The following is a 22,125-nucleotide window of genomic DNA, read 5'->3' on the forward strand; positions in this document are numbered from 1 at the left end:
CGGGGGTAGAGGCCGCTCGAGGCAGGGCCGAGGGCACAATGGGGAAGTGAGCAGCACTGGGCAGAAGACCACCGACGCCGCACGTCAGAAGATCAAGAGCGAGGGCGAACTACCGCCCCGCGAACGCCTGGTCCGGGCCGCGTCGCGGCTGTTCTACTACGAGGGCGTCCGCGCGATCGGCGTGGAGCGGCTGATCGCCGAGGCCGGGGTGACGAAGGCGACCTTCTACCGTCACTTCGCCTCCAAGGACGACCTGGTCGTGGCCTACCTGCTGACCAAGGACGCCTACTACAAGGAGGTGGCCGAACCGCTGGCCGCCGCGCACCCGCCCGCGGAAGCGATCGACCTGATCTTCGAGGCCATCGCCGAGCACGCCCGCGAGCGCGGATTCCGCGGCTCGCCGTTCATGAACGCGGCCGCCGAGTACCCGGACGCCGACCATCCGGTCCGCGGCCTGGTCGCCTCCCACCGGGAGTGGATCCGCAGCCTCTTCCGGGAGCTGCTCACCCGTCTCGGCCACACCGACCCGGAGTCGGCCGCCGGTGCACTGCTGATGCTGTACGACGGCGCGATGGCCGCCGGCTACCTGGACGACTCGACGGCCGCCCACAAGACCCTGCTGAACGCGGTCCAGCTGATCCGATCGGGCGGCTGACCCCATCGGGGCCGCGCGAGACGGCGGCCTGCTGCGGGGCCCCGGCCAGGCCGGGGCGCGGATTGGTTTCATGGAACCTTTTGATCTCTGTTCGACGTGCGCCGGGACGCGAGACCGTCCCTCAAGAGGTAGGAAGACCGGTCGTTCTGCCTCTCGAAGATAGCCCCCTCGGCGTTCGCGCGCCACTGATCGACCCGTTTGTGGGATCCCTCACCGGTACGCAGCCGGCTCTCGTCGTCGGCCCCCTCGTGCCACAGCGGGGACTCGCTACGGGTGCGACCAAGATGCCAACGCCACTCCGCAGTGGGCCGTTTCGGCGTTCTGCTCGCGCCCCTGCACCCGAGCGAGCATTCAGCCCGCCATTCCCGGACGACGCCGGACGCCCACCCCGTACCGCATCTCGGCGGGACCTGAACGGGGTTCATGCCCCTGATCAGGCCTGCAGGCCCCACGATCGATCGGGAGACCGGTGAGCGGGGAGTAGCGTGGTAGCGAGGGTGGCGAGGAGTCGCCGTGCCCTCGGCGGCAGCCGCTCCGTCACCGCCACCCGCGGTCTGGCGGACTGCCGGAACCGACAGGCAGGTGAGCTCCATGGCCGTCTCCGACCCTCCTCCCCCGGCAGGACTCCTGGCGGACGGCCTGTACGAGTCCCTGCGCCCCGGAACGGCGCTCCTGCGCCTCACGACGACCCACGACCGCGCGGGCATCCTCGACGGTGCGTGGTGGCCCCGCTCCAGGAACCCCACCGCCGAACTGCCCGGCCTCATCGCCGCGCTGACCGAGCGACTCGGACCCGTCACCCGCCTCGGCCTGGACCGCGACGCCTGGGACGAGCTGCCGACCCGGATGACCGTCGGCGGTCACATCGTGCACATCGACTCCTTCGTCGTGGGGGACGACACCGCCCTCGTGACCCGTGGCGGCCGAGACCACTTCTCGCTGCTCGTGATCCCGCCGGACACGCCGATGCCCGCGGCACGGGCCGCGATGGCCGATGCGGTCCGTACCGGCAACCTCCGGCAGGCCGGGCAGATCCTGGTCGACACCGCCAGTGATCAGGTCCACCCGACCGGGCCGACTGTGTAGCGGCAGGCCCCGATCGCCCAGCGGATCGTCGTGGCAACCGTGTGGCCGGGTTGTCGCACAGGACCATCGGGGGACCAGAGTTTCCGTGACACCGCGGCCGGGGCCCGGCGGCGGAGTGTCCCGTGAGAGGAAAGGCGGCATGGTGGAGGGCGTAAGGCCCGACGGAGAGCGGGAGGAGCGGCGGCTGTCGGCGGCGGAGCCGGGTCTGTGGCGGCACGTGGTCGAGCAGCTGGGTACGGCCGTGGCCGTGCTGGACCCGGCGGGGCGGATCGTCGCGGTCAACCCGGCCGCCGAGCGGCTGCTGGGGCGCGCGGCAGCGGTGATGTACGGGCAGGACCTGCATGACCTGTGCCATCGGGACCCGGGAGGCGCCCGGATCCCCCGAGAGCACTGCCCGCTGCTGCGGGCACTGGCCGAGGGGCGTTCGACGCGCGGGGACGACGACAGGTGCCTGCGGGGTGACGGACGGCTGATCCCGATCTCCTGGTCGACCACGCCTCTGACGGACGACGGCGTCTCCCAGGGCATGGTCGTGCTGATCGTCGAGACCGCGGCGGACCGCCATGCCCGCGCGGAACGCGCGGAACAGGCAGAGCGGGCGGAACGGGTGGAACGAGCCGCCCGTACAAGCGCTCTGGAGAGTCTCACCGAGCGGTTGACACTCGTCGCGGAGATCACCGACGTGCTCGGCCAGACCCTGGAGGTGGACGAGGCCCTCGCCCGGCTGAGCCGGCTTCTGGTTCCCCGCCTGGCCGACTGGGCGGCGGTGGACCTGCGGGTCGGCTCCCATCAGGTGCACCGGGTGGCGGTGACCGGCCCCGAGGGCCGTGACGCCCTACAGGAAGACTGGCGTGGTCATCTTCCGTCGGCCGGGGAGGCGGCCCACTCGCCCCTGGTCCAGGTGCTGAACGGAGGCGGTCCCGTCCTGCAGGACCGGGCGGACATGGACGCACCGCCCGACTCCCCCCTGGCCGCCGTCCACAGCGCCTTCCTCGGAGCAACCGGCGCGGCATCCGTCATCACGGTGCCGCTGGGCACCAGACGGCAGGTCACCGGCGCCCTGACACTGGTGCGCACCGACCCGGCACACCCCTTCGGCACCGGCGATGTGGACGTGGTGAGCGACATCGGCCGCCGGGTCGGCCTCGTCATCGACAACGCCCGCCGGTTCGGCCGCCAGCGCGCCGTCGCCGAGGCCATGCAGCGCAACCTCCTCCCCCCGCTGCCCCGGCCCGGCCGGATCCAGCTGGCCGCCCGGTACCAGCCCGCTCCGGCCGGCTCGCAGGTCGGTGGCGACTGGTACGACGCGTTCATGCTGAAGGACGGCACGCTCGCCCTGGTCATCGGCGACGTCGAGGGCCACGATCTGACCGCCGCGGCCGGCATGGCGCAGTTGCACGGCATCCTTCGCTCCCTCGCCTGGGACCACGCCGGGCCGACCGGTGCCGTCGTGGACCGTCTCGACGACGCCATGCACGCCATCACGACCGTGCCGATGGCCACCCTCGTCCTCGCCCTGGTGGAAGGCCCGGACACCGGCCCCTGGACGCTGCGCTGGACCAGTGCCGGGCACCCGCCGCCCCTGCTGCTGACCCCCGACGGAAACGCGCAGTACCTCGAGGCCGGGCAGGGACTGCTCCTCGGAGCCGACCTGGGCGCCGGCGGTCATCGGCCGAGCGCCGCCCACGCGCTGCCACCGGGGTCCACGCTTCTGCTCTACACCGACGGCATGATCGAGGTTCCCGGCAGCGACCTGGACACCGGGCTCGGCCGACTGCGCCGCCATGTCCTCGCCCTCGCCCACGAACCGCTGGACACGCTGTGCGACCGGCTGTCTTCCCTGATGCCCGGCAGCACCGACGACATCGCCCTCCTCGCCCTGCGCCTGCCCGTGCCCTGACCGGGTCCGGGGCACGATCGACGACAGGGGTGCTCAGGTCCCCGCAGCCAGCACCAGAACGCGGAACGGGCCGGGCGGCAAGGCCGAACGGGTGTCGTCTCCGGCGCACTGCCAGCCCCAGGACCGCAGTGTCTCGACGGTCCCGTCGTCCCAGGCGTCCACCAGCGTGACGCCGAGCGTGGCGCCGTGGTCGGCGAGGAGCCGCCGCTGCAGGCGCCGGGCGAGGTTCCAGACATGGTCCTGGTACTCCCGGCGCACGCGAGGCGGGACGACGATTCCGGAGACGACGAAGAGCCGCCCGGAGGCGGCGCGGCGCAGCAGCTTCCCCGGCAGGTGTCCGTCGAAGCCCTCTCCCCACCACAGACCGGCGCCGTCCGCGGGAAAGCCGTAGGCGCATCCGGTCAGGGCGGTGGTCTCCGCGATCAGCAGCGAGAACCCCGGGCGTCGCGCGTCGGCCGCCAGATGGCGCAGAAATGCGGCACGCGCCTCGTTCCACGCCCACGGGCCGCCACCGGACAGCTCCGCGTACAGGTCGCCCAGCTCCTGCAGGCGGTCTTCGACCTGACCACGCGTCAGCGGGCGGACGCGTTCTGCCACCTGGGGTGAGGATCTGCGCCCCGCTCTCGGCGGGCCCGGCAGACGAATGCGCGGCCTGCCCCGGGCGGGCCGGGGGTCGGGGAGGGCCAAGGTCGTCGGGAGGAACACGTGCGCGGTCATGACCAACCCTGCCCCGGGCGCGGACGCAGGCCGACCCGGCGTCGTCGATCCCCGAGAACGGCACCGGCGTCGGAAGCGGTGCGCGGCGTGCCCTCGGTGTCTCCACGGTACTCCCGGCCGGGCCCGCCTCGGCGGCCCGGCGGTCGACGCCGACTGCGACGGTCCGCGCCGACAACGGCACTGACCTTCCGGGAGCGGTCGCTGCTTTCCGGCCCAGGCCGGCTCGCGCGGCCACCGGGCTCGGGCGACCGGCAGGCGGCCGGACGGCCGGACGGCCAGTCGCCCATGGCACGCACGGCCACCCTTACCCGGCATACCCTTCAGAAGAGGGCCACCGTGGAAACGCACCGCAGCCCCCGCACCGTCGCCCGGCGAGTCGGGTAGCGACCGGATTTCGTGGTTCGTACCCGTCGCCTGCCAGGAGGTCCGTATGGAGCACGAGCCCTTGCCCTCCGAGAGCCACGCCGAGGTCCGCATCGTCGCCGCGACACCGGAGGTCGCCCGTCGCGTCGCCGCAGTGCTCCGCCGCTGCTTCGCCTCGACCGAGCAGCGCAGCTACCCCGCCGGCCGCGAGGGAGGGACCCGGCTCCATCTCACCCTCGACACCGCGCGCGCCGCGGAACCCGCCCGGTCCTGGCTCGCGACCAGCGAATCGACGGATCAGGACAGGACACACGCCGATGAGGTGTGACCCGGGTCCGTGAAGCCACGAGGCTCCGCCGTCGCGAAAACAGACGCGAAACAGAGAAGGCGGAGAAGCCACAGTCGGACGACTGACCCGCCCACGTCTCCTCGGCCGGGAGTAGTCTGACCGTACCGAGGGCTTTTCGCGCAGCGCTACCGGCGGTGCCGTTCCCGGCGAGTGACGAAACGGGCAGTCGTCCCGCGGCTCCCGGGACGGGACCGCACGATGGAACCGAGCAGAACGCCGGCCGAAGGCGCGTCCGCGGCCGACGCGCAGACGTACCGGATGCCCCTGCCCCGCCTGACTCTCACCCCGGACGTCAGCCATGGCCCGCTGGACGGGGCCTGGTGGCCGCGTTGCGACGCGCTGGAAATCGAACTGCCCTCGCTCGTCGGCTCGTTGGAGCCGGACCCGGGCGCCGCGGTACGGGTCACCGTGGACCCCGCCGAATGGCCCGATGCCCCACACACGGTCATGGCGCCCAGCGGGGTGATCGCCGTGGAGCCGGCCGAACCCGGAAGCGAGGCGCACGTCATCACCCTGGACTGCGGCACCGTGGGACGCTGGGTGCTCCTGGTCGTCCCGCCCGAGGAGCCCGCCGGAACGGCCGCCCGGCTGTTGGCCGCCGCCGCCGATCCCGAAAACCCGCTGACCGCCGCGCGGATGCTGGCGCTCGCCGAAACGGGTCGCCCGGTGGGCGCGACCGAGGAGGCGGAATGAGGCACGCGGCCCCTTGGGAGCCCACGGCAGGGACGGCCGACCGACCTCAACCACCCTCCTCGCGCGAGTCGTTGACCACCCAGGACGAAGCGCCCACGCTCTTCGAGGAGTGCCGCATCATCCGCGCACACGGCGAACTGGACACGCAGACCCTGGCACCACTGGTCCGCGCTCTGGCCGAAGCACGCGCGGCCCGGCCCGGACGGCTCCTCCTCATAGTGGACCTGAGCGAGGTGACCTTCACCGACCGCGGCATCCTGACGCCGCTGCGCGAGGCGTGGTCCGACTGCCGCGCCCGGGGCGGCTGGATGCGCATCGTCTACGACCACCACACGGCCGACCTGGTCTTCCGCCACGCCGGCCTCCTCGACCGCTTCCCCGCCTACGCGAGCGCAGAGGACGCCTGGGAGGGACGAACGGCCCACCCCGCCCTCCGTCTCGCCGCGAGCGCACTCCTGGCCACCGAAGCACACCGTCCGCCCGACGACGACGTACCGCGCCGAACCGCTCGACGGGACACCTCATGAGCGACCGACTACGGCTCCCGCCCCTCCTCCGCCTGTACCTCGCGCCCGAGAGCACCGTGCCACGCCGTATCGACGGGGCCTGGTGGCCGCGCACCTTCGACCTCCTGACGGAAGTCCCGCCCCTGCTCTCCGGTCTGCCCCGTGCCTGGGGCCAGATCGCCAGTGTCGTGGTGAACGACACGGTGTGGACCGGGGCGCCGGGCCGCATGCTCGTCCGTAACCAGGTCGTCCGGCTGCGCAGGACCACCACGGCGCACCTGCCGAGCACCATCGTTCTGACAGCCCCCAACCATGGGCGCCGAGATCTGCTGGTCGTGCCACCCGAGGCGACCGAGCGGGCCGCCGAATCGCTCATGTCCGCGGTCGGGCTGGAGCAGGGCCACTTCGCAAGCTGAGTGCGCGGGGGAAACCTCTCACGGCGAGGCCACATGTCCGTGCCTGCCGGAGTTAGGGTGTCGCACGAGGCAGATGGTGCTGGCTCCTTCGGAGCCCGGGTGCCATGTACGCCCGGGTCCCTCGCCGCGCCCCCCAAAACGAAGGTGCTATGCCCGCTGAGAACGACGCCCCTGTCGCCGGCAACCTCGACGACGACGACTATCCCGCCTACACCATGGGGCGGGCCGCCGACGTTCTCGGCACCACCCCCGCCTTTCTCCGGGCCGTCGGCGAAGCCGGGCTGATCACTCCCCTGCGTTCGGAAGGCGGTCACCGTCGGTACTCCCGCCACCAGTTGCGCATCGCCGCCCGCGCCCGTGAGCTGGTCGACCAGGGCACCCCCGTCGAGGCCGCGTGCCGCATCATCTCGCTCGAGAACCAGCTCGAGGACGCCCTCCGCCTGAACCGGGAAATGCGCCGGAAGCTGGAGGAGCACGGTGCGGATACCTAGTCCCGCCGGTGCAGAAATACGGACTCCGGCCGGATGAGAATTACCGGGCCGAACACGAAAACGCATGGCCGCTTCCTCTTGGCCTGTGTTAACGTGATAGCAGTTGCAGTTTTGGTTGCCAGAGATTTTTTCTTTGCAGAGCTTTCCGGATCTTTCCGGAGGGGTGATCATCGCGGCGACTCGGCTCCGTAAAGTGCGGAGTCCGGCACTGCCCCCAAGGGAGATTCAATATGGCATCTGGCACCGTGAAGTGGTTCAACGCGGAAAAGGGCTTCGGCTTCATCGAGCAGGACGGCGGCGGCGCTGACGTGTTCGCCCACTACTCGAACATCGCCACCAGCGGCTTCCGCGAGCTTCAGGAAGGCCAGAAGGTCACCTTCGACGTCACGCAGGGCCAGAAGGGCCCGCAGGCCGAGAACATCGTTCCCGCCTGACGCGAACCATGCAGCTGGGGCCCGCCCTCTTGGGGGTGCGGGCCCCAGCTCATTGTTTTATCTGGCTTTTTGCATTTCCCTTCGGCTCATTCTTGCGAATCCTCGCGCGGCCCCGCCGCTGAACAGAATTCCTCGATACGCCGCATCGAGGAAGGTTCTGTCATGAACCGCACCCGTCGCACCGGTGGCAGTTCCGGCCGCTTCGGCCGACAAGGTCCTCGTCCGGGCACCGGGCGAAAGAACGGCCAAGGAGCACGCTCCACCACCCGCCGACAGGAGTTCACCCTGCCGGTCACCCTCACCGAACCGCTGCCGGCGGTCGAGACGTTCGCCGAACTGGACATGCCCGCGCGTCTGCTGGCCGCGCTCGGTGCCCAGGGCGTGGCCGTGCCCTTCCCGATCCAGGCGGCCACGCTGCCGAACGCGCTGGCCGGCCGGGACGTCCTGGGCCGGGGGCGCACGGGCTCGGGCAAGACGCTCGCCTTCGGTCTGCCTCTGCTGGCCCGTGTGGACGGGCAGCGGGCCCAGCCCCGACAGCCGCTCGCCCTCGTCCTCGTCCCCACCCGGGAACTGGCCCAGCAGGTCACCGACGCGCTCACCCCCTACGCCCGCGCCCTGCGGCTGCGGCTGGCCACCGTGGTGGGCGGCATGTCGATCGGCCGTCAGGCGAGCGCCCTGCGCGGCGGAGCCGAAGTCGTCGTCGCCACGCCCGGCCGACTCACGGACCTCATCGAGCGGGGAGCCTGCAGGCTGGACCAGGTCGCCGTCACCGTCCTGGACGAGGCCGACCAGATGGCCGACATGGGCTTCATGCCGCAGGTGACCGCACTGCTCGACCAAGTCCCTTCCCGCGGCCAGCGATTGCTGTTCTCGGCCACCCTGGACCGCAACATCGACCTCCTGGTGCGCCGTTACCTCCACGACCCCGTGGTGCACTCGGTCGACCCGTCAGCGGGCAGCGTCACCACCATGGAGCACCATCTGCTGCACGTGCACGACGCCGACAAGGACACCGCCGCGACCGAGATCGCCGCCCGCGACGGGCGAGTGATCATGTTCCTGGACACCAAGCACGCGGTGGACCAGCTGACCGAGCACCTGCTGTCCGTGGGTGTGCGCGCCTCGGCCCTGCACGGCGGCAAGTCCCAGCCGCAGCGCAACCGGACACTCGCCCAGTTCAAGGACGGCCACGTCACGGCCCTGGTGGCCACCAACGTCGCCGCCCGCGGAATCCACGTCGACAGCCTCGACCTCGTCGTGAACGTCGACCCTCCGAGCGACCACAAGGACTACCTGCACCGCGGCGGCCGTACCGCCCGCGCCGGCGAGTCCGGCACCGTCGTCACCCTCGTCCTGCCGCACCAGCGTCGCGCGGTGGACCGTCTGATGGCCGACGCCGGCGTCACTGCGCGTACCGCCCGGATCCGGCCGGGCGAGGACGAGCTGCATCGCATCACCGGCGCCCGGACCCCCTCCGGCGTGCCCGTCGCCGTCACCGCACCGGCCGCCGAACGGCGCGAGGGCAAGGGATCCGCCGGCCGCGGACGCCGGGGCCGGGCTGCCGGCCGTGGCGGGAGCGGCCCGTCCGCCGCGCGAGTCCGTCGGTCCGCCCCGAGGAACAGCCCATAGCCACAGCACGGGGACGCACTCCCAGCGGCCCGGACGAGCCGTCGCCCGTCCTGCCCGCCCCGACGAAGAGGAGAAGCCCTTGACACCGATTCCGCCCCGAACGCGGCAGGCCGACGACACCGGTCTGACCGCAAGTGACGCCATGCACGCTCCCGGGCCGCAGGTGGACGACCACATGGCCGTAGACGTGGCTCTCTCCCTGCTCATCGGTGCCCGCGTACCGCATCTGCTCCTCCAGGACGAGGACGGGCGGTGCGCGGGACTGGTCACCCGGGCACAGCTCGCCGCACACCGCGGCGGCTCGTGGTACCGCGACCGGGCACGGCTGCGGGACATCCCGCTCGACCGCGGACCGTTCACCTCGTCCGTGGCCGCACTCGGCGAGGCCGTAGCCGACATGCGGGTCCGTGGCCTGGACGTGTCCCCCGTGATCGACGAGCACGGCTACGCCCTGGGCATCCTCGCCCTCACGCCCTGACCGCCGTCCGACCGCCGTCGCGCGGTCGGTCGCTCCAGTGTTTCTCCCTCGACTCCGCGGAGGCATCCATGCGCTGTGTCATCGCCCGGTTCCCCTTCGACCTGACCAAGAGTGAGGTCGAGCAGTCGATGAGCGGCATGACGCCCGAACCCGTCACCGGCGTGTCCGTGACCATCGGCCGCCGCGTCTACCCCGTGATGCAGGTAGGGGAAGTGATCACCAGGCAGAACCGCCGCGACATCACCACGGGCGAGATGCGCCGGGCACTGACCCGACTCGGCTTCGCCTGTCACGACGCGAGCCCGGTCGCGCCGGCCCGGGATGTACGAGCCGACGAGGGCGCACTTGGCTGGTGACGGTTTCAGGAGCGACGGCAGAGGCACGGCGCCGCCGAACATGCCTACCGAACCGCGAGTTTCGGATGGTCGGTGTCGGGGAGCCAGTCACGCTGTGGTGTGTAGTCCAGCCAGCGCCGGGTACGGCCGGCTTCGGTGAAGCCTCGTAGCAAGGTGTCGAGCTGAGGGTGGCGGGAGGACTCGCGCCAGGCCAGCGACCACGCGTACAGCGGTGTCGGCTCGACGAGCGGTATGCAGCGCAGGCCCGCGTGGTCCGGCAGCGGTGCGTCGGCGGGGAAGAGGGTGAAGGCATCGGGCTCGGTGCGGATGTGCCGCACGAGATGGTCCAGGCCCAGATTGGGGCCGTCGTGCCGGCGCAGTATCCGGAATTCGTCGGCGAAGCGGCGTAGGAAGTCCAGCCGGGGCAGTTCGGCCGGGCACCACAGCACGCTGTCGCGCAGGTCGGCCGGGCGCAGGGCATCGGCAGCCGACAGTGGGTGGGACGGGCCGACGACCGCGTCGACGGGTTCCAGCCGCACCAGCCGCTGGGTGAGGCCCGCGTCCAGGCCGTCGGGCAGTGGGTGCACCCGGCCGAATCCCAGGTCCGTGTCGCCGCGCAGCAACGCCCCCGCGACCGACGGCCAGTCACGTCCCGGGCTCGGCTCCCACCGCACCGGACCGAGCGGCTGAACCGCCTCGGCAACGGTGCGCATCGGCGCGTACAGATGCCCCCAGGTGTCGATCCGTACGACCGGTCCGGCGCCCGTCACCGCCGCGATCGCGCGCTCGCCCGCCGCAAGCGCCTCGCGCGCGGCCGGCAGGAACCGCTCCCCCGCCTCGCTCAGCCGGGTGCCGCCCTGGCGCTCGAACAGCCGCACCGACAGCAGCTTCTCCAGCCGCGCCATGCGCTTGGACAGCGCCTGCTGACTGGTGTTCAGCTCTTCGGCGGCCCGCCCGAAGTGCAGCGTCCGGGCGGTCGCGACAAAGGCGCGGACCAGCGCGAGATCGAGGTCCATGCCGTTGACCATATGCGACAACCCGGCGTTGTGGGCCAGGCGGATGCGTTGTTGGCCGAGCCTCCGCTCCGCCCGGTCAGATGGTCCCCGAAGACACCGCCGCCGAGGGGACGATCACCATGAAGGCCTTCCTACCGACCGGAGATCCCTCCGAGCCGGTCGTGCTCGCCGACGTCGCGGAGCCGACGCCTCGCCCCGACGAGGCGCTGGTGAAGGTCGAAGCGTTCTCGGTCAACCGGGGCGAGACGTTCAAGTTGGAGAAGCCCGGCTCCGGCGACCGCCCGGGCAAGGACATCGCGGGGCTGGTGGTGCAGCCGGCCGCCGACGGCAGCGGGCCGTCCGGGGTCACCCGGGTGGTCGGCCACCCCATGCAGGGCGGCTGGGCGGAGTACGTGGCCGTGCCGACCGACGCACTCACCGAGCTGCCGGACAGTGTCTCCGCGGTCCAGGGCGCGGCGCTGCCGCTCGCCGGGCTCACCGCGCTGCGGCTGCTGCGCGCCGCCGGACCGGTGCTGGGACGGCGGATCCTGCTGACCGGCGCCTCCGGGGGCGTGGGCCACTTCGTCACCGAACTCGCGGCCGCCGCCGGGGCCCAGGTCACCGCGGTGACCAGGAACGCCGATCGTGGCGCCCGGCTCGCCGAACTCGGCGCCACCGAGGTCGTCCACCACGTCACCGACGCCCAGGGCCCTTACGACATCGTGCTGGAGTCGACCGGTGGACCGGCGCTCTCCCTCGCGCTCGCGCGGCTCGCCCGGCGCGGCACGCTGATCTGGTTCGGGCAGGCCAGCCGCACACCGGCAACCCTGGACTTCTTCGACTTCTTCACCGGACCCGAATCGGCCACCGTCCGCCATTTCCACTACCTCGACGCGGACAGCCGCCTCGACGACGACCTGGCGGCGCTCGTCCGGCTGACCGCCGAAGGCCGCCTGCACCCCGAGATCGGCCGTGTCACCGACTGGGCCGACACCGCGGCGACCCTCACCGACCTGCGCGACCGCCGCATCCGTGGCAAGGCCGTCCTCACCCTGTCCTGATCCACACCCGAACGATGACCGGACGCGAGAACAACCGAAGGAGTACGCACATGACCACCAGCGACCCCAGGACCGTCGTCATCCGCTACGTCGAGGCCGTCCGCGACGGCGACGCCGACGTCATCCACGACAGCTTCACCGAGGACGCGACCTGGCACTACCCGGGCGACCTGCCCGTCTCCAAGGTGTGGCGCGGCCGCGACGAGATCGTCAACGAGTTCCTCGGCAGCATGGGAACGGTCTTCGTCCCCGGCACCGTGGACATCGAACTGGTCAGCACGATCGCCGAGGGCGACCGCGTGGTGGCCGAATGGACCTCCAGGGCCACGACCGTGCGCGGTGCCACCTACGACAACCGCTGCATCGGCATCTACACGGTCCGCGGCGGCAAGATCGCCTCCGTCATCGAATACGCCGACACCCAGCACGTGGCCGCGACCCTCTTCCCGGACGAGGACGCCCACCGTGCCGCCGGAACCGAGTAGCCACTCCGTCAGCTGAGCGGCTGCGACGGGGACAGTTTCTGGTCGGCGGCCCAGGAGGCGAGGATGCGGAGCCGTTCGTGGGTGGGGGAGCCGGGTGCGGCGGTCCAGACGGTCAGGTGCTGGTCGGGGTCGGTGTTGGCGGTCAACGTGTCCCAGTCCAGGACGAGTTCGCCGACGACCGGGTGGTTGAGGGTCTTGGTGCCCACGGTGCGGGCGGCGACGCGGTGGTCGCCCCACCACTGGGCGAACTGCTTGTCCCGCATCGACAGCTCACCGACCAGCTCGATCAGGCGCGGGTCCTCCGGGTACTTCGCCGCTTCCATCCGCAGCTGGGCCACGGCGATCTGGGCCGAGGCCTCCCAGTCGGCGTACAAGGTGCGCATGGCCGGATCGGTGAACTGGATCCGCGGATAGTTGCGGTGCCTTTCCGGGATGCGGGAGAAGTCGGTGACCAGGGCCGCGGCCAGCGCGTTCCAGGCGAGGATGTCCCCGCGTCGGCCCTGCACGATGGCCGGGGTGGCGGTGAGGTCGTCCAGGACCCGCTGCAGCTGCGGCTGGACCTTCTGCCGGCCTCGGCGGCGGGTGCGGGTGGTGGTCTTGCCGGCGAGCTGGAAGAGGTAGCCGCGTTCGTCGTCGTCCAGGTGGAGAACCCGGGCGAGGGTGTCCAGGACGGGTGCGGATGCCTGCATGCGGCCCTGTTCGAGGCGGGTGTAGTAGTCGGTGCTGATGCTGGCGAGCTGGGCGACCTCCTCGCGGCGCAGCCCGGCCACCCGGCGGGGCCTGCCGGTGTCGGGCAGCCCGACCGTGCGCGGGCTCAGCTCGGCGCGGCGCTTCTTGAGGAACTCTCCCAGTTCGTTGAGGGGGACAGTGCCGGTCATGCTGCCCAGCATGACACCGTTCGCCCGAGCGGAAGGGGGGAGAGTTTCCCCCCAGGATGTTCCTCTCCCCGGATGGATTTCTCCGCTTTTCGCGTCTGTACCCGCGTGTGAGGCTCGCTATCGGGCCGCTGTTCACGCCCCCTGGCTGCGGCACCTGAACCCCCTCGCACCGAAGGAAACACCACCATGCGCGGAGCAGTGATCCACGCCCCCGGCGACGTGCGCTTCGAGAACCTGGACGACCCGGAGATCAGCCGGCCCACCGACGCGATCATCCGCACGGTCGCCACCTGTGTGTGCGGCTCGGACCTGTGGCCGTACCGCGGCCTGGAACCCATCGGCGACCCGCACCCCATGGGGCACGAGTACGTCGGCATCGTCGAGGAGGTCGGCAGCGAGGTCACCAACGTCAAGCCGGGCCAGTTCGTGGTCGGCTCCTTCGCCACCTCCGACAACACCTGCGCGAACTGCCGTAACGGCTGGCAGTCCAGCTGTCTGCACCGCGAGTTCATGAGCACCTGCCAGGCCGACTACGTCCGCATCCCCAACGCCCACGGCACCCTGGTCGCCACCGACGAGCACCCGGCCGGCGAGGTGGTCCCCGGCCTGCTCGCCGTCTCCGACGTGATGGGCACCGGCTGGTACGCGGCCCTCGCCGCCGAGGTCAAGCCCGGATCCACCGCCGTCGTGGTCGGTGACGGCGCCGTCGGCCTGTGCGGGGTCATCGCCGCCAGGGAACTCGGTGCCGAGCGGATCATCGCCATGAGCCGCCACGAGTCCCGGCAGCAGCTGGCTCTTGAGTTCGGCGCGACCGACATCGTCAGCGAGCGCGGTGAGGACGGCGTCGCCCGGGTGAAGGAGCTGACGGGCGGCATCGGCGCGGACTCGGTGCTGGAGTGCGTCGGCACGGCCGAGTCCATGCGGCAGGCCCTGCACTCCGCCCGGCCCGGCGGCAACGTCGGCTTCGTCGGCGTCCCGCACGAGGTGGCCGTCGACGGCCAGGAGCTGTTCTTCTCCCAGGTCGGCCTGCGCGGCGGCCCCGCCCCCGTCCGCCGCTACCTGCCCGACCTGATCGACCGGGTCCTGTCCGGCCGGATCAACCCGGGCAAGGTCTTCGACCTCACCCTGCCCCTCGACCAGGTCGCCGAGGGCTACAAGGCGATGGACGAGCGCCGGGCCATCAAGACTCTGCTGAAGCCCTGACCGTCAACCCGCGGCAGGCCGCCGCCGCGCGCCCCTGCCAGAGAGGGGTGCGCGGCGGGCGCTGGCAGGTTTCCTCCTGGCCATCGGCGAAGCCCGACCGTCGGTTGGGTCCCGGACGAGTCTCCGGGCCGCCCCCAGACAGGCCGGGGATGTAAACCATTCTGTTCAGAGCTGGAACCCCCGGAAGCCCGCCGCGCGCTTGAGACCATAGCGGCGGGCACTGACAACGACCCTGGCGGAGACGGACCGGCCACGGCATCCGCCCAGCGCTCCCCTCACTCTCACGTGGCCGCTGCCGTGGTCGACGCATCCGGCTGCTGGACCAGCCGCGTGGGCAGGGCGACGTACGCCGTGACGCCCGAGCCCTCCGTGGCGCGCAGCTCCACATGGGCGCCGAGGCGGGTCGCGAGGGCGCCGACGACGTGGTGGCCGAGGAAGCGGGTGGGCGCGGCGAGCAGGGAGCCGCCCTGGCCGGACAGCAGGGCGTTGGCCTGGGCCATCCGCTGCGCGGTCATCCCGATGCCCCGGTCGACCACGGCGAGGCAGTACTCGCCGCCGTCCCGCCAGCCGTACACCGCGACGGGCTGCTGGGGCGGGCTGAACATGAGCGCGTTCTCCACCAACTCGGCGAGCAGGTGGGACAGTTCGGCGACACAGTGGCCACGGACGCGGCACGGCTCGATGTCGGTGACGGCGACCCGCTGGTACTGCTCGACCTCGGAGACGGCCGACTGCACCACCTCCGTGACGGTGACCGTGCCGGGCCAGCGGCGGGCCGGGGGCTCCTCGCCGGCGAGGACGAGAAGCGACTCGGCGTTGCGGCGCATGCGGGTCGCCAGATGGTCGAGTTCGAAGAGTTCGGCGAGGGCGTTCGGATCCAGCTCCTGGCTCTCCAGGGTGGTGATCAGCCCCAGCTGGCGGCTGAGGAGCGCCTGGTTGCGGCGGCCGAGACTGGCCAGGGACTCGGTGCTGTTGCGGCGCAGGACGGCCTGCTCGGCGGCGAGGCCCACGGCGGTGCGCTCGACGTTGCGCAGTGCGGCGACCAGCCGGGTGATCTCCCGTGCGGTGGCGGGGACTTCGGCCGCCTCGGGCTCGGTCGGCAACGGGGTGTCGGGGTCGGCCCCCTGGATGTACTTGACCACGTCCGGCAGCCTGGTGCCCGCGACCGCGTCGGCCTCGTCGGCCAGGGCGCCCAGGGGGCGGGTGATGGAGCGGGCCGAGAACAGCGCGAGCGCGGAGGCCACGGCGAGGATCAGCCCGCCCAGGGCCAGGAAGCCGACGAGTTCCCGGGTGGCCGCGCCGCCGACCTGGTCCGCCCGTGCCCGTACGTCGTCGCCGACCTGTTTCTGTACGCCGTGCAGCGCGTCGACGAGCGTCGTCATGTCGGCCCACCAGCGGGTGGCGTCGACGTGGAGGGACGAACCGTCGGCGCCCGCCTCGGCCTTGGCCTCGTATCCGGTGACGCGGCGGGCGGCAGCCGTCCCGAAGGCCTGGTCCAGGGATGACTTCTCGGCGCTGTCGGCGAGTTGGCGGAACTGGCCGAGGGCCGCGACCCGCGTGGCGCGGACATCGGTGAAGTCGAGGTACTCACCGGAGCGGAACCGCTGGGCGGCGAACACGCCGTTCAGGGAGCCGCGTTCGAGGGCCACGGCCTCCGTGGCCCGCGCCAGGGCCTGCAGCGCCTGCACGCCTCGCGCGATACGGCGGTCGCCGTCGGGCGCGCCGGCCCCTTCGGCGTCGATCAGGGCGGTGACGGCTCTGGTGTAGAAGCGGAGGGTGGCGGTGCGGTCGGCCCGGCCGGCGTCGACGGCGGTACGGGTGGCGATGAGGTCGACGAGCGGGAGCTGGGCCTGGCGTAAGGCGGCGGCCGCGCCCCCGGGCAGATCGCCGCTCTCCTTCGAGAGCGCCGCCCTCAGGGACGTACGCGCGGTGTCGGTGCGCGCCCGCTGCCCGCGGACGTCGTCCCGGTACTGCTCGGCGCCGCTCAACAGGCCGTTGGTGAGGCCGCGTTCACGCTGCAGCTCACGGACGAGGTCCTGTTCCTGCAGCAGGATGCCGACCTGGGACTCCGTGGCCCGCGCGGCGGACCAGTCGTGGGCGCGGTCGGCGACGCCCAGCCCGGTCAGGGCGAGGAGCAGACAGGTGGGTACGGCAAGGACGATGGCCATACGGCCACGGATGGAGCCCCAGCCGGGAATGCGGACGGACAGGTCAGGTCGGCGGATTCGGTTCCCCCTCATGCCCCGCGAGGCTAGAGGCGGCCCGGCAGGCGCCTCGTTTCCCCTTCGTAAGACGTCGATTCACAGGTGCTCACCCGACGTACGCGGCAGCTGTGAGAGGGGCACGGAGCCGTGATCGGTCTCGACGATCAGCCGGTCGGGGACGGGGATGCCGTGGCGGTGACCGAGGGTGCGGCCGTCGGCCTCGTGCCGGTCGTCAGCGAGATGCTGTCGCCGAGACGGATCCGGGCGTAGAACCGCTGGGCGTCCTCCGTGCCGAGGCCGATCACGCGGCCGTTCACGTCATAGTCGCTCAGGACCTTGACCTCGGGGGCGAAGGAACCGACGTAGAGCGGCCGGCCCTCCCCGTCGCGCAGCTCGACCGCGTACGGGACCTCCACCACGACCGGGCCTTTGGAGCGCACCTCGACGGTCACCGCTCTCCGGGTCTGCTTCGCGACCACCGTCATCGGGGTCGTGTAGCCGGCCGGGACGTCGAAGGCCGAGAGGATCGGCAGCACCCGGCCGCCGAACGTGAGGGTGTGCCCGCGCAGGTCGAGGGTGCCGGAGACGGGCACCGGGGTGGCCGTGGGCGGCAGGGCGGACGGGGGACGGGTCACGGCCGGGGGGCGGGCCCCGGCCCGGTGGTCCGGGTCTTCGCCGAGGCGCAGGGTCAGGGCGAAGCCCAGCAGCGCGAGGGCCGTGGTCCCCGCGCCGAGGGCTGCGACGGTACGGCGGCGGCGCCTGCGGCGGATCGCCCGGGCGCGTATCTCGGCGCCGCCGACGACCGGCGGGGTCGCCCCGGTGGCGGCCAACTCGCGTAGCGCGGCGGAGAGTTCATCGGACACGGCCGCTCTCCTTCCCGAGGATCGGCCCGTCGGCCTCGTCCCCCGCGAGACGCTTCGCCAGCTCCGCCCGCCCCCGGGACAGCCTCGCCTTGACCGTCCCCACGGGCGCGCCGGTCTCGGAGGCTACCTGCTCCACGCTCAGGTCGCACAAATGGTGCAGGACGATCGCCATCCGCTGAACCTCGGGCAGTTCGCGCAGGGCGGCCACGAGCGCGGTGTACTCGGGGCCCGGCCCCGGGGTGGAGTCCGGCGGCGGAGTGCGCCGCACCAGTTCCAGCCAGCGCTTCGCCCGCCGCCAGCGGCTCACCGCCAGCCGCATGGCCACCGTGCGGATCCACGCCTCGGGAGCGCTGTCCGCCAGGAACTGCGCTCGCCGGTCCCAGGCCCGTACGAACGCCTCCTGGACGACGTCCTGGGCCTCGCCGTGGTCTCCGGTGAAGGCGTAGAGCTGGCCGGTCAGCCGGGGGAACGCGGCCGCGTAGAACGCGTCGAACTCGTCCTCGGTCATGCCCCCACCGGAATCCGTGCCCTCTCCTTGCAACCCGGCCACCTCTGCCGTGCGTACAGGTCCCGTCCGGGAAGACGGCGCACAGGTGTCTCAGGCTCCCCTTTTCTCACAGTCGTCGGCTCCCCGGCTCCTCAACCTACCCGTACGACCGCCCCAGTTCCCGAACCGAAGGACCTCCCACGTGCCACCCACCCACGACGTGCTCCCCGCCGGCCACGACTTCACCGCCTACGCCCGGACGCACTGGTCCCGGCTGGTCGTGACCGCGCGGCTGCTCACCGACGACCCCGGTGCGGCGGAGGAGCTGGCGCGGAGAACGCTGGTGCGGATGTGCGCCCGGTGGCGGCTCGTTCCGCGCAACGACGTGGACTTCCATGTACGGCGCTGTCTGGTGCGGGGCCATCTGCGCCGGCTGCGCGGACGCCGGGCCGCACGGCGGCGGGCGGTTCTGGTGCTGCGGGTCTGGGAGGGGCTCGCGGAGGCGGAGATCGCGCAACTGCTGGGGTGTTCGGCGGGCGCAGTGCGGGCCCATGCCCGGCAGGGGCTGAAGGCAGCCGGTGCCGATGCCGGACGGCTGCGCGAGGAGTACGCCCGCGCCGTCGAGGACCTGGTCCCGTCCGAGGTGCCGCTGGCCGACGTCCAGGCGCGGGGACGCGTACGGCGGCGGCGGCGTATCGCCGTGACCGCGGCCGTCTGCGCGGCGCTGCTCACGCCGGTCGCCGTCCTGGCCGACAGACAGCTGCGGGGCGGTGGTTCGGGGGAGGAGGTGTCCGGTGCCGGCGCTCCTGCGGAGACCAGTCCCGTCCGGGTCGTGGCGCCGGGCGAGCGGGTGACCGCAGGGCCGGGAGTGCGGGTGTGGCTGACGGCCGACGGCGGTCACTGGTCGGTACCCGTGGCCCTCGCGGGCGACGACGGCGACCGCCCGCGCGGCGAACCGGGCGTCTCCCTGCGGGTGGACTCCGTGAAGGGCGGGTTCTTCCTGTCGGGCCTGTTCCACGGCCTGAGCGGTGAGCCGGGGCGCGTCGAGGTGCGGACCGGCGACGGGGAGACCACGGCGAAAGTCCTGGTCCTGGCGGGCAGTCCGGGCTGGGGCATCTGGTACGCGAGCGCTCCGGTGTCCCAGAAGGACGTGAAGTCGGTCCTCTCCGCCGAGGGAAACGAGCGGGTCGTCACGCTGTACGACGCCGCAGGCAAGGTCGCCGCGCGGTCGGCCCGCGAGTGGTGGCGGATATGAAGCGGCCCAGGCGCCGCGAGCGCCCGCCGCTGCGGATCCGGTTCCGCCGCACCCGGGGCCGGCTGCTTCGCCGGCTGCTCTACGCCTTCCTCACCCTGATCGCGGCGCTCTGTGCGGCGGCCGTCGTGGCGTACCACCTGACGGCCATTCCGGAGCCGCACCCCGAGACCGTCACCCAGAGCACCGTGTTCCTCGACGCGAACGGCGCCTATCTGGGCCGGCGCGGACCGGTCGACCGGCAGGACGTCCCGTTGTCCGCGGTCCCCCGGCATGTGCAGGACGCGGTGATCGCCGCGGAGAACCGCTCCTTCCGTACCGACACCGGGATCTCGCCGCGGGCCATCACGCGGGCCACGCTGGCGACACTGACGGGCGGCGACCCGCAGGGCGGCTCCACCATCACCCAGCAGTACGTGAAGAACGCGCTGCTGAGCCCGGAGCACTCGCTGTCCCGCAAGGCGCGCGAGGCGCTCATCGCGATCAAGCTGGACCGCACCCGCGGCAAGGACGAGATCCTGGAGGGCTATCTCAACACCGTGTACTTCGGTCGGGGCGCCGCCGGGATCCAGTCCGCCGCCCGCAACTACTTCGGCGTGGACGCGAAGAGCCTGACGGTCGCGCAGGGCGCCGCGCTGGCGTCCATCGTCAACATCCCCTCGTACTACGAGAAGGCGGGCTCCGATCCCAAGGTGACCGCGAAGCTGGAGAAGCGCTGGGAGTGGGTGCTCGACGCGATGGCGGCGAGCGGGAGCATCACCGTGAAGCAGCGGGTCGAGGCTCGTTTCCCGGCGTTCCGGTTCTATCCGCCGGGCGAGACCGACGGGCAGCGGCAGTATCTGATCGACGTCGCCGCGAAGGAGGCCGCCGACCGGCTCGGCATCACCGAGGACCAGCTCGCGAGCGGCGGCTACAGCGTGACGACCACCTTCGACCTGGGGCTGCAGGACAGCGCCGCGCAACTGGTCCAGGACCGTCCCAGGGGCAAGGGCGGCGTGCGGGTGCACACCGCCGTCGTGGGGATGGTGCCCGGCGACGGAGCGGTACGACTGCTGTACGGCGGCTCGGACTACGCGCGGCAGCCGTTCAACGACGCGGTGAGCGGGGCGGTGGAGGCGGGGACGGCCCTCGATCCGTTCCGCGAGGTGGGGCGACGGGCGGGCGAGCCCCTGCGCGGGCTCCTGAAGACGGCGGCGCCGACCCCGCTGAACCTGGCGTCGGCGTACGCGACGGTCGCGGCGGACGGCAGGTACGCCTCCCCGTACACCGTCGCGCGCATCACGCGGGAGGGCCGCACCGTCTACCGGGCGGGTCCCGAGGTGCGCCGGGTGCTGGGCGAGAAGGAGGCGCTCATGGCGGGCGCGCGATCGGGGGCCGGGCCGTTGCCCGTCGCCGTCCCCGCCGATTCGGCGAAGACGCAGGCACAGGCGCAGACGGAAGCGGAGGCGAAGGTGTTCGTCACCGACGGGGCCGGAGGCGGAATTACCCGGCGAACCGTGTGGACCACCGGTTACGATCGCCAACTCGCCCTGACCGTCGCCCTGTTCGCGGATCGGACAGCCGGCGGGAAAGGCAAGAAGGCCACGACGGTACCCGCGCAGCTGCCGAACGAGCCGCCGCCCACCGAGTTCGCGCAGACGGTGGCGGCGGGAGTCTGGAAGGCTGCCGCCTTCGGACAAAGGCACTGATTCTCCACGTAGCACCACACTCGACTCAGGAGTCTGTGATGAGCACCAAGACGGGACCCCAGCGCTACCCCGGAGCGAGCCGGGCGAACTGGTACCAGGACGACTTCGGCGGTGACCCGATGGAGGTCAACGTGGTCGTCCTGCACACCACGGAGGGTCCGACCCTGCCCGGATACGACGGCGGCGCCGTCGCTCCGAACCTGACGGCGGTCCCGGACCTCGCCGCCAAGAAGCTGAAGTGGTACCAGCACTTCGACATCGAGACCTCCTCCAGAGCGCTGGTCAATCTGAAGGGCGGCGTCGAGACCAACACCCTGAACGTGTGCCAGATCGAGCTGGTCGGCACCTGCGACCCGAAGACCCACGCGAAGTGGCAGGCCTCGGGCCAGGCGCACATCTACTGGCCGGACGCGCCCGACTGGGCGCTGCAGGGCGTCGCCCGCTTCCTGGCCTGGATGCACGAGGAACACGGCGTGCCGCTGTCCGGCCCGTCGGCGTGGCCCGCGTACCCGTCGTCGTACGGGAGCGGCGGCCAGCGGATGACGGGCGCGCAGTGGACGGCGTTCAAGGGCGTCTGCGGGCACATGCACGTGCCCGAGAACGTCCATGGCGACCCCGGCGCGATCGACTTCGCCCGGATCGTCAAGTACGCGAAGGACGACCTGGACGTGGGCGACGACACCCCGGAGAAGCCCACGCCGTCCAAGCCGAAGATCCCCGCGTTCCCGGGCCGCAAGTACTTCGTGGCCGGGGCCTCCAACAAGTACGTCCTCCAGCTCGGCAAGCAGCTGGTGAAGCGCGGCTTCGGCGACCACTACAGGGTCGGCCCGAGCAAGGCCTGGAGCGAGGCGGACCAGCTGAACGTGCGGGACTTCCAGAAGTCACGGAAGGAGCTGCGCGGCGACGCCGACGGCCACCCCGGTCCGCTGACCTGGCGTCTGCTGTTCTCCTGACACC

24 protein-coding genes are annotated in these 22,125 nt (G+C 72.0%); 18 read left to right on the forward strand and 6 right to left on the reverse strand.

The features are described 5' to 3' along the window. Positions 1-46 precede the first annotated feature (46 nt). The 3 genes from BEK98_RS09170 to BEK98_RS09180 all read left to right on the forward strand — a co-directional run bounded on the left by BEK98_RS09170 (position 47) and on the right by BEK98_RS09180 (position 3,641). A complete protein-coding gene (locus tag BEK98_RS09170) occupies positions 47-655 on the forward strand; it encodes a TetR/AcrR family transcriptional regulator (RefSeq protein ID WP_244201804.1) in 609 nt (202 codons plus the stop codon). 591 nt (positions 656-1,246) lie between these two features. Further along, positions 1,247-1,741 carry a DUF5994 family protein gene (locus tag BEK98_RS09175; protein WP_094215912.1) on the forward strand — a complete coding sequence of 165 codons (495 nt, stop codon included), beginning with the start codon at positions 1,247-1,249 and terminating at the stop codon, positions 1,739-1,741. A 139-nt stretch (positions 1,742-1,880) separates the two neighbouring features. Further along, positions 1,881-3,641, forward strand: a complete 1,761-nt coding sequence (locus tag BEK98_RS09180; RefSeq protein ID WP_094215913.1) for a SpoIIE family protein phosphatase — start codon at positions 1,881-1,883, stop codon at positions 3,639-3,641. 33 nt (positions 3,642-3,674) lie between these two features. Here the strand turns inward: BEK98_RS09180 and BEK98_RS09185 are convergent, their stop codons facing one another. Then, positions 3,675-4,238 (reverse strand): hypothetical protein, encoded by a 564-nt coding sequence (locus tag BEK98_RS09185; RefSeq protein WP_244201805.1) that lies wholly within the window; start codon positions 4,236-4,238, stop codon positions 3,675-3,677. Positions 4,239-4,788: 550 nt separating this feature from the next. Between BEK98_RS09185 and BEK98_RS09190 the strand changes: the two genes are divergently transcribed. The 9 genes from BEK98_RS09190 (at position 4,789) to BEK98_RS09230 (ending at position 10,073) form a co-directional block, all read left to right on the forward strand. Then, positions 4,789-5,049 carry a hypothetical protein gene (locus BEK98_RS09190; RefSeq protein ID WP_094215915.1) on the forward strand — a complete coding sequence of 87 codons (261 nt, stop codon included), beginning with the start codon at positions 4,789-4,791 and terminating at the stop codon, positions 5,047-5,049. A gap of 219 nt (positions 5,050-5,268) precedes the next feature. Further along, positions 5,269-5,763: a DUF5994 family protein gene (locus BEK98_RS09195; protein WP_244201806.1), complete on the forward strand. Its 495-nt coding sequence runs from the start codon at positions 5,269-5,271 to the stop codon at positions 5,761-5,763. A gap of 71 nt (positions 5,764-5,834) precedes the next feature. Further along, positions 5,835-6,290 carry an STAS domain-containing protein gene (locus BEK98_RS09200; protein WP_208643057.1) on the forward strand — a complete coding sequence of 152 codons (456 nt, stop codon included), beginning with the start codon at positions 5,835-5,837 and terminating at the stop codon, positions 6,288-6,290. After that, the gene (locus BEK98_RS09205) at positions 6,287-6,685 is read left to right on the forward strand and encodes a DUF5994 family protein (protein WP_094215916.1); all 399 of its coding nucleotides are present in this window, start codon (positions 6,287-6,289) and stop codon (positions 6,683-6,685) included. The genes BEK98_RS09200 and BEK98_RS09205 overlap by 4 nt, the downstream gene beginning before the upstream one ends. 149 nt (positions 6,686-6,834) lie before the next feature. Next, entirely contained in the window at positions 6,835-7,176 is a 342-nt protein-coding gene (locus tag BEK98_RS09210) for a MerR family transcriptional regulator (RefSeq protein WP_094215917.1), read from the forward strand. A gap of 230 nt (positions 7,177-7,406) precedes the next feature. After that, positions 7,407-7,610 carry a cold-shock protein gene (locus tag BEK98_RS09215; RefSeq protein WP_007383480.1) on the forward strand — a complete coding sequence of 68 codons (204 nt, stop codon included), beginning with the start codon at positions 7,407-7,409 and terminating at the stop codon, positions 7,608-7,610. A 162-nt stretch (positions 7,611-7,772) separates the two neighbouring features. Beyond that, a complete protein-coding gene (locus BEK98_RS09220; protein WP_094215918.1) occupies positions 7,773-9,239 on the forward strand; it encodes a DEAD/DEAH box helicase in 1,467 nt (488 codons plus the stop codon). A gap of 79 nt (positions 9,240-9,318) precedes the next feature. Beyond that, a complete protein-coding gene (locus tag BEK98_RS09225; RefSeq protein WP_094215919.1) occupies positions 9,319-9,717 on the forward strand; it encodes a CBS domain-containing protein in 399 nt (132 codons plus the stop codon). Positions 9,718-9,785: 68 nt separating this feature from the next. Then, the gene (locus BEK98_RS09230; RefSeq protein ID WP_094215920.1) at positions 9,786-10,073 is read left to right on the forward strand and encodes an SCO5918 family protein; all 288 of its coding nucleotides are present in this window, start codon (positions 9,786-9,788) and stop codon (positions 10,071-10,073) included. A gap of 44 nt (positions 10,074-10,117) precedes the next feature. Here BEK98_RS09230 and BEK98_RS09235 read toward each other — a convergent pair whose 3' ends face one another. Further along, a complete protein-coding gene (locus tag BEK98_RS09235) occupies positions 10,118-11,068 on the reverse strand; it encodes a LysR family transcriptional regulator (protein ID WP_094216005.1) in 951 nt (316 codons plus the stop codon). A gap of 119 nt (positions 11,069-11,187) precedes the next feature. Between BEK98_RS09235 and BEK98_RS09240 the strand changes: the two genes are divergently transcribed. Together BEK98_RS09240 and BEK98_RS09245 are read left to right on the forward strand one after the other, a co-directional pair. Beyond that, positions 11,188-12,108 (forward strand): zinc-binding dehydrogenase, encoded by a 921-nt coding sequence (locus BEK98_RS09240; protein ID WP_094216006.1) that lies wholly within the window; start codon positions 11,188-11,190, stop codon positions 12,106-12,108. A 50-nt stretch (positions 12,109-12,158) separates the two neighbouring features. Next, complete coding sequence (locus tag BEK98_RS09245; protein ID WP_094215921.1) at positions 12,159-12,593, forward strand: nuclear transport factor 2 family protein; 435 nt, start codon at positions 12,159-12,161, stop codon at positions 12,591-12,593. Positions 12,594-12,601: 8 nt separating this feature from the next. Here BEK98_RS09245 and BEK98_RS09250 read toward each other — a convergent pair whose 3' ends face one another. Further along, the gene (locus tag BEK98_RS09250) at positions 12,602-13,483 is read right to left on the reverse strand and encodes a helix-turn-helix domain-containing protein (protein WP_094215922.1); all 882 of its coding nucleotides are present in this window, start codon (positions 13,481-13,483) and stop codon (positions 12,602-12,604) included. 174 nt (positions 13,484-13,657) lie between these two features. Here BEK98_RS09250 and BEK98_RS09255 point away from each other — a divergent pair, with 174 nt between their 5' ends. Next, positions 13,658-14,674, forward strand: coding sequence for a zinc-dependent alcohol dehydrogenase family protein (locus tag BEK98_RS09255; protein ID WP_094215923.1), 1,017 nt, complete (start codon positions 13,658-13,660; stop codon positions 14,672-14,674). A 281-nt stretch (positions 14,675-14,955) separates the two neighbouring features. Here BEK98_RS09255 and BEK98_RS09260 read toward each other — a convergent pair whose 3' ends face one another. The 3 genes from BEK98_RS09260 to BEK98_RS09270 form a co-directional block, all read right to left on the reverse strand. Beyond that, positions 14,956-16,914 (reverse strand): sensor histidine kinase, encoded by a 1,959-nt coding sequence (locus BEK98_RS09260; RefSeq protein WP_094215924.1) that lies wholly within the window; start codon positions 16,912-16,914, stop codon positions 14,956-14,958. A gap of 128 nt (positions 16,915-17,042) precedes the next feature. Then, positions 17,043-17,741, reverse strand: a complete 699-nt coding sequence (locus BEK98_RS09265; protein WP_094215925.1) for a hypothetical protein — start codon at positions 17,739-17,741, stop codon at positions 17,043-17,045. Beyond that, entirely contained in the window at positions 17,731-18,249 is a 519-nt protein-coding gene (locus tag BEK98_RS09270) for a SigE family RNA polymerase sigma factor (RefSeq protein WP_094215926.1), read from the reverse strand. Before BEK98_RS09270 ends, BEK98_RS09265 begins: the two co-directional genes overlap by 11 nt. Before the next feature lie 181 nt (positions 18,250-18,430). On the opposite strand from BEK98_RS09270, the gene BEK98_RS09275 reads away from it, so the two are divergent. The 3 genes from BEK98_RS09275 to BEK98_RS09285 are packed head-to-tail and all read left to right on the forward strand — an operon-like array spanning position 18,431 to position 22,121. Next, on the forward strand, positions 18,431-19,483 hold the full coding sequence (locus BEK98_RS09275) for a sigma factor-like helix-turn-helix DNA-binding protein (RefSeq protein WP_244201807.1): 1,053 nt from the start codon (positions 18,431-18,433) through the stop codon (positions 19,481-19,483). Then, positions 19,480-21,168 carry a transglycosylase domain-containing protein gene (locus tag BEK98_RS09280; RefSeq protein ID WP_094215928.1) on the forward strand — a complete coding sequence of 563 codons (1,689 nt, stop codon included), beginning with the start codon at positions 19,480-19,482 and terminating at the stop codon, positions 21,166-21,168. The genes BEK98_RS09275 and BEK98_RS09280 overlap by 4 nt, the downstream gene beginning before the upstream one ends. Positions 21,169-21,206: 38 nt before the next feature. Then, the gene (locus BEK98_RS09285) at positions 21,207-22,121 is read left to right on the forward strand and encodes a peptidoglycan-binding protein (protein ID WP_094215929.1); all 915 of its coding nucleotides are present in this window, start codon (positions 21,207-21,209) and stop codon (positions 22,119-22,121) included. The last annotated feature ends 4 nt before the right edge of the window (positions 22,122-22,125 follow it).

Origin of the sequence: Streptomyces diastatochromogenes (assembly GCF_002242805.1) — a bacterium.
Taxonomy (GTDB): domain Bacteria; phylum Actinomycetota; class Actinomycetes; order Streptomycetales; family Streptomycetaceae; genus Streptomyces; species Streptomyces diastatochromogenes.